Origin of the sequence: Paraburkholderia sp. BL27I4N3 (genome assembly GCF_003386115.1) — a bacterium.
In the GTDB taxonomy this organism is placed as follows: Bacteria; Pseudomonadota; Gammaproteobacteria; order Burkholderiales; family Burkholderiaceae; genus Paraburkholderia.
The window spans coordinates 7,903,028-7,918,135 of record NZ_QREJ01000001.1 but is presented as its reverse complement, the minus strand read 5'-3'; the positions used below and the strand labels follow the sequence as shown (position 1 = coordinate 7,918,135).

The window sequence follows — 15,108 nt, the reverse complement described above, 5'->3', positions numbered from 1 at the left end:
CGGAATATGCAGGGCAATATTGCCGACCAGCCCAAGAAACGGCACGCGCGTTTCGGAAGAAATCGCCCATTGCACCGCGAGTCCATCAGTAGTCAGGGCCGCAGTTTGCACAGCTGCGCGACCGTCGTCAGAAAAAGCGTCGCGCCCACCGGCTTTCTCAGACAGATATCCCAGTTCTTGCCCGCACTTTCGTTAGGCGGAACGGCGGTATGCACGATAATCGGAACGTTGGCGAGCGCCGGCATCCCTTTCAGCCGACGGCACAATTCGGCGCCGTCCATGAGCGGCATCATCCAGTCCGTGATGATCAAGGCGGGCACGTGGGCCGCGACGCGCGCGACCGCCTCCACGCCGTTGCTCGCGCAAGCAACTTCGTAGCCTTCGTTCTCGAGTATCAGGCGCCACGCCGCGAGGATTTCCGGCTCGTCGTCCACCAGCAAGATTGAGTGCATCGAGGGCCGCCGGGTTGAACGTCCGGTTGGACGTTGTTGTTACCTCCCGACAGCCCCGCAAGGGGTGTTCCACTATCCGCACTTACACCGATAATGATGAGAATATCCGGTTGTCACCACGTTTTCGGAGCCCGTGATGGCGGAACGCTTGCCGGCCCGGCCTATCGGTCACGGCGGCCCGGAGTATCGGCCTGCCGGACACAACATGCGCGTCCGGTCGGACGCGTCCGAATGCTGCCAGCCTTTTGTCACTTGTAGAAACTTCATCCCACTGCGCCATCATGACCGATACACGCGTTAGCCCTTTGCGCAATTTTGCCGACTTCGTCCGCGCGGAGCGGACCCGACTGACCGAGCAATGGATGCATGCCGTCTTCGGCGACACCGATCTCGTCGAAGCGGACAAACTCACTTACCAGCAACTCGCCGATCATCTGCCGGAAATTCTCGAAGGACTGTGCGTGGCGCTCGATGTCGAAGATCTCGAACGGGTCGAGACAGCCATCGAGCGCGATGCGAGAAAGCATGGCAAGGTGCGCTGGCGCCAGGGCTATCGCATCGAGGAACTGGTGCGCGAACTCGATCTTTTCCATCAGGTGCTGGCCGGGGCGCTCGAAGAATTCGCCGGTCTCGACAGCACCTTCACGCGCCGCCATGAGAGCCGGGCGCGCCGCCTGATCGCCGAAACGTTCAGCATGGTTACGCTCACGTCGATCAAGGAGGTCGTGAGCGAACGGGACCGCAAGATCGACGAGTACACCGGCCAGCTCGAGCGCGCCAATCACGAGCTGGTGCTGAAGCAGCGGCTGGTGAGCGACCTGTACGAGTCGCGCATGCAGATCACACGCAGCGTGGTGCACGATCTGCGCAACTTTCTGAACGCGTTTTCCATGGCGTTGCAATTGATCGCGCGCGCGCCGGCAAAAGCCGAAATGGCGTTGACGCTGGCGAACCGTCAGGCCACCGACATGAAAGAGCTCGTCGAGCAGATGGTCGAGTACTCCGTGGTGCTCGGCGACGGCGCCCCGCTCGCACTCGAACCGGTCGAACCGCGCGAGCTATTCGATGAACTCGTCGCCTCGTCGCGTCCTTCGACCGAAGCAAAAGGACTCACGTTGCGCGCGGTGTGCGATCCCGCTTTGACCGCCGTCATTTCCAATCGTCTCAAGCTCAAACAGATTGCCATCAATCTGCTCTCCAACGCAATCAAATACACGAAGTCGGGGCAAATCGAATTGAGCTTCGCGATGGCCGGTGCGGAGCATTGGTCGATTCGCGTCGCGGATACTGGCGTGGGTATCGCGCCATCGGATGCGGAGCGCGTGTTCGGCGAATTCGAGCGCGCCGCGGGCGACGAGATCCCCGGCACGGGCCTCGGTCTCGCTATCGTCAAGGAATTGTGCCGCGTGTTGAACGGGCAGATCGACTTTGTCTCGCGCGAGGGGGTGGGTACCCGGTTCGAGATACGCTTCCCGCTGGTGCTGGTGGAACCGCAATAGAACCGCGCGGCCAACGAACACCCATGATCGAGATCGCCACCGCCGAATTCCCGCAGCAACTGGAAACGGTCCGGGCCATCTTCCGCGAATATGCCGGGAGCCTGGACATCGATCTCGGCTTCCAGAACTTCGAATCTGAGCTCGCCGGCTTGCCCGGCAAATTCGCCGCACCAAGCGGCCGGGTGCTTCTCGCGTACAACCGGGAAGAACTGATTGGCTGCGTCGCCATGCGGCCTCTCGACGACACCACGTGCGAAATGAAGCGGCTCTATGTCCGTCCATCGGGACGCGGTCTGCGGGCCGGCAGGCAATTGGCAACGCGGATTTGCGATATCGCGAGAGACGCGGGATATCACCGCATTTGTCTCGACTCGCTTCCCACCATGCAGGCGGCGCTCGATCTTTACGCATCGCTGGGTTTCGCACGGATTCCCGCTTACGTCTTCAATCCAATTGCCGGCGCGGTATTTCTGGAGCGCAATCTGGTTCGCCCGGAAAATCAATCGAGCTGATCGGACAATGCCGCACTGATTATTCAGTGCGTTTAGCAATCTTTTTGGCGGCGTGAGTGGCGTGCGTGGCGTAGCGCGAGTGCTGTAGGTGCCGTGAGCGACGCAAGCGACGTGAGCGGCAATCACAACGCTAATCCGCCCTGGCACCGCCCATCGACAAACATTCGCTCATCGCGCCGCCTCTGTCGCTCAGCCCTCGCACGACCACCTCCGATGATTTGCCATCGCGTCTCGCCAATTCCGCAAGATCGAGCAACGCGGCGTAGCGAGCGGAGCATTCTTGCGACGGTTCACTCGCTTCACGTGTATCCACTGGCACGGCGAAGCGGCTCATCGCAAGCGCCGCTCCCGCGGCCACGACAACCGCTGCCAACGCGCCTGCTTTATAGAACCGCCGCGCCGGTGAATCCTTGAGCGACGCTCGGCGCGCCGCAACTGTCTCCCGGGATTTGACTCGCATGGCAGCCCCCCTCAGGACCAGTGCGCCGGCACCCAGACACGCCCGATCCAGTGGCCCGGCACCCACACGACCGGACGCGGCGCCGGCGCGACATAGACGACGCGCGGAGCGACATACACAGCATGCGGCGGGGGCGGCGGTGCGTAGACGACCGGCGGGCGCACATAAGCAACGGGCGGCGCCACCACCACCGGTGCAGGCGTCACCACGACCGGAGGCGGCGGCACATACACAACCGGCGGAGCGACCACGACCGGCTTCGGCGCCACTACCACCGTCGTGCCGCCCGTCGCGACGACACCCGTCGTGGCCACCACCGTTCCACTCGACGTCACCGTGTTGCCGTGCGTGCCAGTCACGCTCGTCGAGGTCGTCACGACGCCCGGTGCGACACGCGTGGCCGAACCTGAGTGATTGACGGTGCCGCCATCCGAACCCGTCACGGTGCCCGAGCGCGAGCATGTCGAGCCGGCGCAGTTCGTCGACGCCGAATGGTTGACCGTGTTGCCGTTCGAGCCCGTCACCGACCCCGACGACGAATACTGTCCCGGGCCGTTCTTCGTGACATCGCCGGACGTGGTCGCCGTCTTGCCGTCGGGTCCGGTAAGCGTGCCGGTGTGCGAGCATGTGCCGCCGGCGCAATTGGTATCGCCTGCATGCTGGACGGAGCTGCCGTAGCGTCCCGTCGCGGTGCCCGAATTCGAGAACTGGCCCGGCGCATTGCGCGTCACCGTGCCGGTGTTGGTCGCGAGACCGCCGTAAGGGCCGGCCACGCCGCCCGCATGCGAGCAGCTGCCACCGCCGCACGAGCCGTAGCGCGCGCCGTTATAGGTGCCGCGCGACGTGTAGGCCGTGCCGTGTTGCGACCAGGCGAATGCCGATGCGCTGCCGAGCGCGAGCACGGCGACCGTGGCGGAGAGCACGAGCTTGCGCAGTGCGCCGCGAGCGGATGAAGGGATCGTCAAGGAGGCGGAAGCGCAGACAGATGCAGCGGCGGTGGCCGGGACGACGAACGAACGATTTTTCACGATATGTCCTTCTGGGATTCGGGCCACTTCTGTCACTGCTGCGTGGCGACGAAACGGACTATAGAAGGACACGCCGACATAATCGACCGGGAAGATATGTCACCCTGTTTCACCACGAGCAAAGCCCGTGCGACAAGGGTTTGCGGGCGTTTTCCGCGCCGCGTGACATATCTCGACATAGATTGTTGCAGGCGAAACGGCGGACCGCGCCTGCTTTTAGAAACGGCGATTGGCGCTCCTCGCTTGTCGTCCGCGACGACAAGCGAGGCTGCCAACTCTTCCAACCCTTCTTCATGTCATTGCGTTGCGCGCGCCACCGCGATATCGGCAATCTGGTCGGCCTGATACGACGAGCGCACCAGCGGCCCCGCCACGACTTCGAGAAAGCCCATCGCCAATCCCGCCTCGCGCCAGGCGTCGAACTGTTGCGGCGTCACGTACCGCCGCACCGGCATATGAAAACGCGACGGCGCGAGATACTGTCCGATCGTCAGGATGTCCACGTGATGCGCGCGCAGATCGCGCATCGCGTCGAGCAGTTCTTCGTCGGATTCCCCCAATCCGGCCATCAAGCCTGATTTGGTCAGCATCGTCGCGTTCGCCTGCTTGACGCGCGCGAGCAGCTGCAGCGAGCCCTGATAGTCCGAGCCCGCACGCGCGGCACGATACAAGGCAGGCACCGTCTCCAGGTTGTGATTGAACACATCCGGCCACGCGTCTGAAAACGCCAGCAATGCGCGCTCGACACGTCCGCGAAAATCCGGTGTCAGCACTTCGACCCGAATGCCCGGCACGCGCTCGCGCAGCAACGCCACACAGCGCGCAAAATGCGCCGCGCCACCGTCGCGCAGATCATCGCGATCCACCGACGTCACCACGACATAGCGCAGGCCGAGCGCCGCCACGGCATCGGCGAGCCGCTCGGGCTCCGCTTCGTCCAGCGGCGCGGGGCGCCCGTGTGCGACGTCGCAGAATGCACAGCGCCGCGTGCAGATACCCCCCATGATCATGAACGTCGCGGTGCGCCGCGCAAAACATTCGCCGATGTTCGGACACATGGCCTCCTCGCACACCGAATGCAACCGGTGCTCGCGCAGGATCGCCGCAATGCCGGCGACCGTCTCGCTCATCATCGGCTTCGCGCGCAGCCACGGCGGCTTCGGCAAGACCTCGCCGTCCGTGGCCGGCACGATCTTCACCGGAATCCGCGCGAGCTTGTCAGCGCTGCGCTTGCCGTGCTGACCGAGCGCGGTGACGCTGTCGCCATGCAATGCGGCGTCCATTTCAGCGCCCCAGAAAATCGTTGAGCAGACGATTCACTTCGGACGCCGCTTCCATCTGCACCATATGCCCTTTGCCTTCGAGCACGTGAACCCGGATGTCGCCCGGCAGGCCCTGCGCATGCGCGGCCGGGATGATCTGATCTGCAGCGCCCCAGATCACGAGACTGCGCGGCGCGAGTTCCGCGAGCCGGTCCCGATAGCTCGTGCGCTGCGCGTTGCCGTCGAAGGCCGACGCCGATATCTTGCGCAGCGCCTCGGGCACGCCTTCGAGCCGCTTGTACTTGACGATGTCCTCCACCAGTTGACGCGTCACGAGACCCGGGTCGGCGAAGAGTTTCGCCAACTGCGGCTTGAGCGCATTGCGATTGCTGCCTTCAGTGAAACCGTTGATGTAGTCGCCGTTGATTTCCGTGCCCAGTCCCGCGGCCGAAATCAACGCCAGCGACGCCACACGTCCCGGCGCCTTTGCCGCAACGGTCATGGCGACCAGTGCGCCCATGGAGTGACCGATCAACTGCACCTTGTCGATGCCGCGATCATCCATGAAGGCGATCACGCTGTCCGCGAACTCGTCGGCACTGCCGGTCTCGAGCGCCTTGCCGGATTCGCCGTGACCCGGCAGATCCAGCGCCCACACCGCCCGATGCGCGGCGAGGTCGGCGTGATTGAACAACCAGTTGTTCAGATCGCCGCCAAAACCGTGAATCAGCAGCGCGGGCGTGCCGCCCTCGCCGAGTTTCAGATAGCGCACCGTGCGCCCGCCGATCTGCGCTTTCTCCGGTTGCGGTCCACTGTCGCCATCCGCCGATGTGGCCGGCACGAAGTCGCGCTGAAACGCTTCGACTTCGGCGTCGATCTGCGCGTCCGGCGTTTCGGCGTCCGCCACCACGGCCAGCAATGCACCGATGGGCAGCGTGTCGCCCTCCTGCGCGATCTGCCGGCGCAAGATGCCCTCGAACGCACACTCGACGCCCGACGAGATCTTGTCCGTTTCCACGTCCAGAATCTCGTCGCCCTTCACTACCTTGTCGCCGATGGCCTTAAGCCAGCCGTTGACCTGTCCCTGCTCCATCGACAAGCCCCATTTGGGCATCGTGATCATATGGATCGGCATCGCTCAAGCCCTCACTTTCAGTACGGCCTCGGCGATCTGCGCAGCCGACGGGATATACATGTCTTCGAGCACGCCGGCAAACGGCGTGGGCGTATGCGGCGCGGTCACCATTTCGATCGGCGCCTTGAGCGAGTGGAACGCGCGCTGCGCGATCAACGCGGAAATGTCGGTGGCGATCGAGCAGCGCGGATTCGCTTCGTCGACCACGACCACGCGTCCGGTGCGGTTCGCGCTCTCCAGGATCGTTTCTTCGTCGAGCGGCGAGGTTGTCCGCAAGTCGATCACCTCCACCTGGATGCCGTCCTTCGCGAGCTTTTCAGCGGCTTCGGTGGCGTAATGCACCATGCGTCCGTAGGTGACGATCGTGGCGTCGTCGCCGTCGCGCACCACGTTCGCTTCGCCGAACGGAATCGCATACGACTCTTCGGGCACCTCGCCTTCGCGGCCATATAGCAACTTGTGTTCGCAGAAGATCACCGGATCGTTGTCGCGGATCGCCTGAATCAGCAGACCCTTCGCGTCATACGGCGTCGACGGGCAGACCACTTTCAGTCCGGGAATGTGCGTGAACAGCGAAGTCAGCATCTGCGAATGCTGGGCCGCCGCGCGCAAGCCCGCGCCCTGCATTGCGCGAATCACGACCGGCGTCACCGCCTTGCCGCCGAACATGTAGCGGAATTTGGCGGCCTGGTTGAAGATCTGGTCGAAACACACGCCCATGAAATCGATGAACATCAGCTCCGCGACCGGCCGCATGCCACAGGCCGCCGCGCCGACCGCCGCGCCGACATAGCCGCCTTCGGAAAGCGGCGTGTCCAGCACGCGGCCCGGATACTTGTGAAAGAGTCCCTTCGTGACGCCGAGAACGCCGCCCCACGCGTCCTGTTCACCAGGCGAGCCGGCGCCGCCCGCGTTGTCCTCGCCCATCACGATGACGGTTTCGTCGCGGGCCATTTCCTGACTCAGGGCTTCGTTGATTGCCTGAGAGAATGTGATCTTGCGTGCCATGTCTGTCTCCAGAATCGTTTAGATGTGCAATGCCGTGCGTTACGGATAAGACACGTAGACGTCGCTCAACAAATCTTCCGCAGTCGGCAGCGGCGCAGCCTTGGCTTCGGTCACCGCACTGTCGATCAGACTCTTCACCTCGGCATCCACGCCGCGCAACTGATCCGCGCTCAGCATTTCGGCGCGCACCACGCGCTCTTCGAAACGCTTCAGGCAATCCTTCTCGTCGCGCAGTTTCTGCACTTCGCCGGGCGCGCGATAGGTTTGCGCGTCGCCTTCGAAATGGCCGAAATAGCGTGAGAATTTCACTTCGACGAGCGTCGGCCCACCGCCATGACGCGCGCGTTCGATCGCTTCACCGAGCGCTTCATGCACCGCAAAGAAATCAAAGCCGTCCACGATCACACCCGGCATGCCGAAGCCGCTCGCGCGATCCGCAATGTTGTCGGTTGCCACCGACCACGTCGACGATGTCGCTTCCGCGTAGCCGTTGTTCTCCGCCACGAAAATCGCCGGCAGCCGCCATACCGAAGCCAGATTCAACGATTCGAAAATCACCCCCTGATTCGAAGCACCGTCGCCGAAAAAGCACACGCCCACGCCGCCCGATTTCTTGTACTTCGCCGCCAGCGCCGCGCCGCAAATCAACGGCCCACCCGCGCCGACGATACCGTTCGCGCCCAACATGCCTTTCGACAGGTCGGCGATATGCATCGAGCCGCCTTTGCCATGGCACACGCCGGTCTTGCGGCCGTAGATCTCGGCCATCATGCCGCGCACGTCCACGCCCTTGGCGATGCAATGGCCGTGACCGCGGTGCGTGGTCGCCACATAATCGGCGTCGTTCAGATGCAGCATCGTGCCGACGGCGGACGCCTCTTCACCCGCGTACAGATGCACGAAGCCGGGAATCTCGCCGGTCGCGAATTCCACGTGCAGACGCTCCTCGAACTCGCGGATCGTGCGCATCATGCGATACGCCTTCAGTAGTTCTTCCTTGCTCAACTCAGTTGAAACCGACATGGTGTGTCTCCTTGGAATGAATGCACTGCCTGCCTACAACCTACTTTTGATGCGCAACCACGTTCGCCACTTCCCGCACCAGTTGACGTGACGCCGCGAAACGCAGCGTGCGTTCGACGTCAACGGTCAACGGCCCTTCCCAGTCCAGCGCGATCTCATAGCGGTCGCCGCGCTCCAGTTCGATTTCGCGCTCGCCGTCGAAAGCGAGCGTGCCGTGCTCGGTGTCGAGCGGCCGCCACACGCCGACTTCGACGCGTTCGCACGTGCGCATAAGCACGCGCTCGACGCGGCCAGGCGCAATCGGCGCCACCAGCGGCACGCCGGATTCGCCCGGTGCGGCAAAGCGCAGATGCAAACCGTGCGACGCGGTGCGCTCCACGGGCGCCCACGCTCCGCCGATCGACGAAAGGCCGGTGCCGTCGGGCGAGGCAAACGTGAGAAAGAGTTCTTCGATATCGGCCGGATCGGACACGGCCCGCGCGCCGACAAAGCGCTGGCGGCTCACGCAGACATCGACGAGCGCGATCTCCTCGCGACCGCGATTCGGCCCGGCCGTGCAGCGCACCACGAGCCGCTTGTTGCGCATCAGCGCCGCGTCCGGCGGCACCGCGCCCGACGCGACAAGCGCGCCCGCAAGGCCGGCCACGGTCGCTTCGCGCAAATCCGGAAAGGCGTTATTGGTGCCGGTGGACAAGGTCAGCAGCGGCACTCTCCCGCAATGGGCGGCGACGGCGCGATGCGTACCGTCGCCGCCGAGTACGGCGATCAGTTCGACACCCGCCTTCAGCATCGCGGCGACCCCGGCGTGGGTATCGGCGACGCTGTCGGTGATCGGCTGCTCGATGAACTCGACGTCGGGCCAGCGCTGTTGCGCGGCGACGGCATCGTGCGTGTCGAGCGCGCGCAGCAGCAGCGCCGCCACGCCGGTCCGGTCGCGCAAACACAGCACGCGGGTCACGCCGAGCACACCGAGCCCGGCCAGCAGGCGCACCACCATGTTGGCTTTTTCGGAGGTCGGAAACACCGACGCGTAGGAAGTAAGACGACGAATGTCGCGACCCGACGCCGGGTTCGCGATCACGCCGACGGTGATGGGCGATGGCACTGTGCTTGTCTCCTTTCTACGCCGTCGTCGAACGGCGGCGCTTTGTCATGCGCAGGACACTGCAAAGGGTGTGCCAATTTGCTGAAAAATCGTGACGCCACACGAAAGTGCCGTATTTAAAGGGCTCTGCGCATTGCCATGCGGGCGAGACATCGAACCACCGCCGCGCGATGCAGCGTCACGGGCGTCTCACGCCGACCGCTTGCGACGTTCGCAACCGGCACGACGCAACCGAACACGCCGCGCAAACCCTTCAGCCGCCTCGATCCGCGCGGCAAGCCTCAACGTCTCACCCGAGACTGAGACAAACGTCTCACGCGTCTCGCGTGCTGCATTGCAGTGTGATTCATCAAGCGGGATGTGATACAAGAAGCCCTGATCTCACTGTGTGTCGCTCGCCTGGAGCCGACCATGCCTTACCTCTCGCAGACCCAGCACATCGATCGCGTGCGTGGCGCCATTGAAGGACGCCTGCCCGCGCCTGCCGATTCTCCGCGGCTCGTCTCGTCGTGGCAGCGTTCGTTCGAACAGTACCGGCTCGACCCAGGCGCCGTGATCGGACCGCGCGTGCTGACGTCCGCCGAATTGCGCGAAGTGCAGGGCAAGGAAGAGGACTTTCTGCGTGCGTCCGGGCAATGTCTGTCACGTCTGCACGACATGATTCGCGTCGCCGACTATTGCGTGATGCTCACCGACGCGCACGGCGTCACCATCGATTACCGGATCGACCGCGAACGCCGCAGCGATTTCAAGCATGCAGGGCTGTATATCGGTTCATGCTGGTCGGAGCGCGAGGAAGGCACCTGCGGTGTGGCGAATGTACTGACCGACCTCGCGCCGATCATCGTTCACAAGACCGATCATTTCCGCGCTGCGTTTACCACGCTCACCTGCAGCGCGGCGCCGATCTTCGCACCGACCGGCGAGATGATCGGCGTGCTCGATGCATCCGCCGTGCAGTCGCCGGATAACCGCGACAGTCAGCGGCTCGTGTTTCAACTGGTGCGGCAAAGCGCCGGTCTGATCGAAGACGGATACTTCCTCAATCAAACTAGCCAGCACTGGGTTCTGTTCGGCCATTCGAGCCGCAACTTTGTCGAGGCGCAGCCCGAAGTGCTGATTGCCTTCGACGAGTGCGGCAATCTCGTCGCCGCCAATCGCAAGGCGCGCGAGTGCATTCCGGCGCTCAATGGTCCACGCCACATCGACGATGTATTCGACACATCGGGCTCGCATCTGCACGACATCGCGCGCACGGATGCGATTGTCGGCTTACGCCTGCGCGCAACCGGGACCACGCTGTATGCGCGGATTCGTGCGCCGCTCAGGCGCGTCTCGCGCTCGGCGTCCACGATGAACGGCGGCGCCGCACGGTCGTCGCAAAGCGCGTCGCAAGACGATCTGCAACTCGGTGCGCTCGGGCGTTTTCTGCACAGCGCGGAGCCGCAGATCGCGCACAACGCAGCCGTGGCGCTGCGCGTGATGGGCAAACGTCTGCCGATTCTGATTCTCGGCGAGACCGGCGTCGGCAAGGAAGTGTTTGCGCACGCGGTGCACGATTCGGGCGCGCGGCGTGCGAGGCCGTTTATCGCCGTGAATTGCGGCGCGATTCCCGAATCCCTGATCGAAAGCGAATTGTTCGGCTACGCGCCCGGCGCCTTCACCGGCGCACGCAGCCGCGGCGCGCGCGGCAAGATTGCACAGGCACATACAGGTACGCTGTTTCTCGATGAAATCGGCGACATGCCGCTCGATCTGCAAACGCGTCTGCTGCGCGTGCTGGCCGAAGGCGAAGTGACGCCGCTCGGCGGCGATGCGCCCGTGCGCGTGGATATCGACGTGATTTGCGCCACGCACCGCGATCTCGCGCAGATGGTCGCGGCCGGCACGTTTCGCGAAGACCTGTATTACCGGCTGAGCGGCGCATGTTTGCCGATGCCGCCGCTACGCGAGCGCGCGGATATCCGCGACGTGATCGACGCGGTCTTCGACGAAGAAGCGCAAATGGCCGGCCACGTGCTCACGCTGGATCCACAACTCGCCGAACGTCTTGCAGGGTTCGCATGGCCGGGCAACATTCGCCAGTTGCGCAACGTGATGCGGTACGCGTGCGCGATCTGCGACAGCGCACGCGTGGAATTGCGCCATGTCGCACCGGATATGGCGGCGTTGCTCGCGCCCGAGGCCGTGCACAAACCGGCGTTATTGCGGATCGATCCGCAAGACGGCCGGCGACGCGACGCGCGGCAGGATCCGCACGAGGAGCGTGCGCGCATTATCGACGCACTCACCCGCCATCAATGGCGGCCCAACGCGGCAGCGCAAGCGCTCGGCATGTCGCGCGCCACTTTGTATCGGCGTATTGCGTCGTTGGGCATCGTCGCGCCGCATCGACGTTGAAGCGCTCGTTGTCAGTGCGATGCGCCGCCACGCGCAAGACGCCCGAGTCGCCATTGCCACTACGCGTTTTCGTATTCCATTTCACATACCCGTTTGTATGGATTGCGATCTTTTCGATTGACAAGACCTGCGGCAAAACGGCACACTCGATCTCATGTTGACGCACATCTCCATCGCGAATGCGATTACACACCCGAAGCGAGCCATCATCGGCTGGCCATTGGGAGTACGTGCGCGTTAGCAGTCTGAATCTGCGTAACACATCCCCAAGGCCCCGCCGGTAACGGAAGGGGCCTTTTGTTTTGTGGGCGCCTCCGTCAGCCGGCTTGATGACGGAGAACGAGATGGATCAGGCAAGCCCGCAGTGCATGGATGATGACTCGAGTCTGGTGGCGTATCGGCAGGACGAGCGTCTGCCGAGGCTGGTGCTGCATTTTTCAGTGACGCCAGGTGCGACGCTGAGCTGGCGTGTGGAGGCCGATAGCATGCTCGCCGTGCAGGGCGCACGCCTCTGGCTCACACGCGTCAGTTCACCTTACGATCATTGGCTCGATCCGGGCCACACATTTCAACTCCAACGCGGCGAGCGTGTGTGGCTGAGTACCGATGGCGAATGCGTCGCGCGCGTGTCGTTGAGCTATGCGTTGCCGGCGCGAGGCGGTCTGCTCAGACGCTGGCTGGGACGACTCGCGTGGTTGAGTCTGGGACCGCCTGCGCCACGTTAGCCGAGTTCGTGACAGCGCGGCTCCGCGAGGCATCACACGCGGCGGGAAAGACACAAACACCCCTGCAAACGAGGGGTGTTTGCTCGCACGCTCTTTTGCATGTACGCGCGATGGCGCAAGACTGTTTATATGCTTACTTCGGCGTCACCTGCACGGCCGCCGCTGAAACGAATACCGCGTGGATCGTATCGCCGACCTTGACGTCTTTCAGATCGACGTCCGGACCGGCTTCGAGGGTTTGCGTCTGATACGCGCCGCGCAGCGTGACCAACCGCTTCTTGCGATCGATCTTCTGCACGGTGGCGAGCACTTCGATCTGGCGCGCCGATTCGAAGCCGCCCGAAGCCGGGGCATACACCTGCGTGTCGACACGCGCGCGAATGCCCTTGTCCTTGCCGGTGACCTTCTCGGCCTTCACGAGCAGCGCATTCTTGTAGAGCACGTCGACCTGATCACCCACTTTCAGGTTGTCGAAACCCTCCACCTGCTGGCTCACGAGCACGACCACCACGTTGCCGCCCGACCCCTTGAGCGTGAGCGTACGTGTGCCTGGATCGATACCGACGATCTGCGCCCGCACGTGCACCGGCTCCACCGAGCTGACGACGCCTTGCGCGGCACTGGCCATGGCATCTTGCGCCCAGGCGGGCTGGGCTGCGGCCAACGCCGCGAACACCAACGCTGCTCCAATGGTCGTTGCCTTCATATGCATGCTCCTCGAGAAATTGTTTGATGCAGCGTGACGGCGATCTGAAACCGCGAGATGCCGATTGATAACTCCATGAGTGCCTGTGTGTCTTCAGGATGATAGTTTTCAAAAGGTACGGCGCAAATGATTTTACATGCCTTACAACGGCCCGCAATTGATTGAATTGTGATTTTCAAATAAATGCACGCAGCCCTCTAATGTGCCGCGACGTGGCGTCGCAGCGGCGTCCTGCCAGACGACAACGACGCGAGATTGCCACCGCCATTCAAAACGAACCACAGGTTTTAAATGCACCCAGCATTAAGCGGATACTGCATGGTTGCCGAATCGGCAATCAATATTTTTCTGGATATTCAGGCATTATCGCGCGTGTCATTAGATCGGATTCGATGCTGATTCGATATGCGCCCCATGCGCGTTGAGCACAAAGAGAAACAGCCTCGTCGCGTGAGCAACGAGGCTGTTTCATCCAGCAGCTTCAACCGTGACGCGGACTAAGCCGCTGAACGATCACACCCGCTCGATCGCGATCGCAATGCCCTGGCCGACGCCGATACACATCGTGCACAGCGCAAAACGGCCTTGCGTGCGATGCAGTTGATACATCGCCGTGGTCACGAGACGCGCGCCGCTCATGCCGAGCGGATGGCCCAGTGCGATCGCGCCGCCGTTCGGATTGACGCGGGCGTCGTCGTCGGCCACGCCGAGTGCGCGCAGCACCGCGATGCCTTGCGAAGCGAACGCCTCGTTCAGTTCGATCACGTCGAATTGATCGATGGTCATGTTCAGACGCGCCAGCAGTTTCTGCGTGGCGGGCGCCGGGCCGATCCCCATCACGCGCGGCGCAACGCCGGCCGTGGCGATACCCAGCACGCGAGCACGCGGCGTCAAGCCGAAGCGCTTGGCGGTCTCTTCATTCGCGAGCAGCAGGGCCGCCGCGCCGTCGTTCACGCCCGACGCGTTGCCCGCCGTAACGGTGCCGTCCGGACGCACTACGCCCTTGAGCTTGGCGAGCGTTTCGAGGCTCGTCTCACGCGGATGCTCGTCTTGCAGCACCGTGATCGGGTCGCCCTTCTTCTGCGCGATCGTCACGCCGACGATTTCCTGCGCGAGCGTGCCGTCGCGTTGCGCGCGCGCCGCTTTCTGCTGGCTGCGCATCGCGAAAGCGTCCTGATCGGCGCGGCTGATGTTGTAATCCGTGGCGACGTTCTCGCCCGTTTCCGGCATCGAATCGACGCCGTACAGTTTCTTCATCAGCGGATTGACAAAACGCCAGCCGATGGTCGTGTCATGGATTTCGGCCTGGCGCGAGAACGCGGTGGGCGCCTTGCCCATCACGAACGGCGCGCGGCTCATGCTTTCCACGCCGCCCGCCACCATCAACGCGGCCTCGCCGGACTTGATGGCGCGCGCCGCGATGCCGACCGCGTCCATGCCCGAACCGCACAGGCGATTCACCGTCGTGCCCGGCACACCCTGCGGCAAGCCCGCCAGCAACAGCGACATGCGCGCGACATTGCGGTTGTCCTCGCCGGCCTGGTTTGCACAGCCGTAGATCACGTCGTCGATTGCGTTCCAGTCGACGTCCTTGTTGCGCTCCATCAACGCCTTGAGCGGCACGGCGCCCAGATCGTCGGCGCGTACCGACGACAGCGAACCCGCATAGCGGCCGATGGGGGTGCGAATCGCGTCGCACAGGAATGCTTCGGTCATGTGATGTCTCCAGTTGATGTGCTGCGTGCGCCGCGCCGCGGCCGGAACTGAGGCCCGGTGCGAACCGGACGCGCCGG

The 15,108-nt window shown here is 63.5% G+C and carries 13 protein-coding genes; 4 read left to right on the top strand and 9 right to left on the bottom strand.

All coding sequences use genetic code 11. From position 1 onward, the window contains the following. Positions 1-92 precede the first annotated feature (92 nt). The gene (locus B0G71_RS35920) at positions 93-452 is read right to left on the bottom strand and encodes a PleD family two-component system response regulator (RefSeq protein WP_116147929.1); all 360 of its coding nucleotides are present in this window, start codon (positions 450-452) and stop codon (positions 93-95) included. Between the two features lie 281 nt (positions 453-733). Here B0G71_RS35920 and B0G71_RS35915 point away from each other — a divergent pair, with 281 nt between their 5' ends. Beyond that, entirely contained in the window at positions 734-1,951 is a 1,218-nt protein-coding gene (locus B0G71_RS35915; protein ID WP_116147927.1) for a sensor histidine kinase, read from the top strand. 23 nt (positions 1,952-1,974) lie between these two features. Further along, positions 1,975-2,463 carry a GNAT family N-acetyltransferase gene (locus tag B0G71_RS35910; protein WP_116147926.1) on the top strand — a complete coding sequence of 163 codons (489 nt, stop codon included), beginning with the start codon at positions 1,975-1,977 and terminating at the stop codon, positions 2,461-2,463. Between the two features lie 471 nt (positions 2,464-2,934). Here B0G71_RS35910 and B0G71_RS35900 read toward each other — a convergent pair whose 3' ends face one another. From B0G71_RS35900 to B0G71_RS35875, 6 genes are all read right to left on the bottom strand, one after another. Beyond that, positions 2,935-3,951: a hypothetical protein gene (locus B0G71_RS35900; RefSeq protein ID WP_116147922.1), complete on the bottom strand. Its 1,017-nt coding sequence runs from the start codon at positions 3,949-3,951 to the stop codon at positions 2,935-2,937. Positions 3,952-4,247: 296 nt separating this feature from the next. Further along, entirely contained in the window at positions 4,248-5,234 is a 987-nt protein-coding gene (gene lipA, locus B0G71_RS35895; protein ID WP_116147920.1) for a lipoyl synthase, read from the bottom strand. Between the two features lies 1 nt (position 5,235). Then, a complete protein-coding gene (locus B0G71_RS35890) occupies positions 5,236-6,348 on the bottom strand; it encodes an acetoin dehydrogenase dihydrolipoyllysine-residue acetyltransferase subunit (RefSeq protein WP_116147918.1) in 1,113 nt (370 codons plus the stop codon). Between the two features lie 3 nt (positions 6,349-6,351). Beyond that, the gene (locus B0G71_RS35885) at positions 6,352-7,356 is read right to left on the bottom strand and encodes an alpha-ketoacid dehydrogenase subunit beta (RefSeq protein ID WP_106282388.1); all 1,005 of its coding nucleotides are present in this window, start codon (positions 7,354-7,356) and stop codon (positions 6,352-6,354) included. Between the two features lie 39 nt (positions 7,357-7,395). After that, entirely contained in the window at positions 7,396-8,379 is a 984-nt protein-coding gene (locus B0G71_RS35880) for a thiamine pyrophosphate-dependent dehydrogenase E1 component subunit alpha (RefSeq protein ID WP_106282389.1), read from the bottom strand. Between the two features lie 40 nt (positions 8,380-8,419). Next, positions 8,420-9,484 carry an ATP-NAD kinase family protein gene (locus B0G71_RS35875; RefSeq protein ID WP_116147917.1) on the bottom strand — a complete coding sequence of 355 codons (1,065 nt, stop codon included), beginning with the start codon at positions 9,482-9,484 and terminating at the stop codon, positions 8,420-8,422. 411 nt (positions 9,485-9,895) lie between these two features. Between B0G71_RS35875 and B0G71_RS35870 the strand changes: the two genes are divergently transcribed. Continuing rightward, entirely contained in the window at positions 9,896-11,884 is a 1,989-nt protein-coding gene (locus B0G71_RS35870; protein WP_116147915.1) for a sigma-54-dependent Fis family transcriptional regulator, read from the top strand. Between the two features lie 344 nt (positions 11,885-12,228). Next, positions 12,229-12,609: a DUF2917 domain-containing protein gene (locus tag B0G71_RS35865; RefSeq protein WP_116147914.1), complete on the top strand. Its 381-nt coding sequence runs from the start codon at positions 12,229-12,231 to the stop codon at positions 12,607-12,609. A 133-nt stretch (positions 12,610-12,742) separates the two neighbouring features. On the opposite strand, the gene B0G71_RS35860 is transcribed toward B0G71_RS35865, so the two are convergent. Continuing rightward, positions 12,743-13,315 (bottom strand): hypothetical protein, encoded by a 573-nt coding sequence (locus B0G71_RS35860; protein WP_116147912.1) that lies wholly within the window; start codon positions 13,313-13,315, stop codon positions 12,743-12,745. A gap of 513 nt (positions 13,316-13,828) precedes the next feature. Beyond that, on the bottom strand, positions 13,829-15,031 hold the full coding sequence (gene pcaF / locus B0G71_RS35855; protein ID WP_116147911.1) for a 3-oxoadipyl-CoA thiolase: 1,203 nt from the start codon (positions 15,029-15,031) through the stop codon (positions 13,829-13,831). Between the last annotated feature and the right edge of the window lie 77 nt (positions 15,032-15,108).

Coding starts and splice junctions, on each gene's coding strand:
- B0G71_RS35920 (WP_116147929.1), bottom strand. CDS start 452: ATGCACTCAATCTTGCTGGTGGACGACGAGCCGGAAATCCTCGCGGCG.
- B0G71_RS35915 (WP_116147927.1), top strand. CDS start 734: ATGACCGATACACGCGTTAGCCCTTTGCGCAATTTTGCCGACTTCGTC.
- B0G71_RS35910 (WP_116147926.1), top strand. CDS start 1,975: ATGATCGAGATCGCCACCGCCGAATTCCCGCAGCAACTGGAAACGGTC.
- lipA (WP_116147920.1), bottom strand. CDS start 5,234: ATGGACGCCGCATTGCATGGCGACAGCGTCACCGCGCTCGGTCAGCAC.
- B0G71_RS35890 (WP_116147918.1), bottom strand. CDS start 6,348: ATGCCGATCCATATGATCACGATGCCCAAATGGGGCTTGTCGATGGAG.
- B0G71_RS35885 (WP_106282388.1), bottom strand. CDS start 7,356: ATGGCACGCAAGATCACATTCTCTCAGGCAATCAACGAAGCCCTGAGT.
- B0G71_RS35880 (WP_106282389.1), bottom strand. CDS start 8,379: ATGTCGGTTTCAACTGAGTTGAGCAAGGAAGAACTACTGAAGGCGTAT.
- B0G71_RS35870 (WP_116147915.1), top strand. CDS start 9,896: ATGCCTTACCTCTCGCAGACCCAGCACATCGATCGCGTGCGTGGCGCC.
- B0G71_RS35865 (WP_116147914.1), top strand. CDS start 12,229: ATGGATCAGGCAAGCCCGCAGTGCATGGATGATGACTCGAGTCTGGTG.
- B0G71_RS35860 (WP_116147912.1), bottom strand. CDS start 13,315: ATGAAGGCAACGACCATTGGAGCAGCGTTGGTGTTCGCGGCGTTGGCC.
- pcaF (WP_116147911.1), bottom strand. CDS start 15,031: ATGACCGAAGCATTCCTGTGCGACGCGATTCGCACCCCCATCGGCCGC.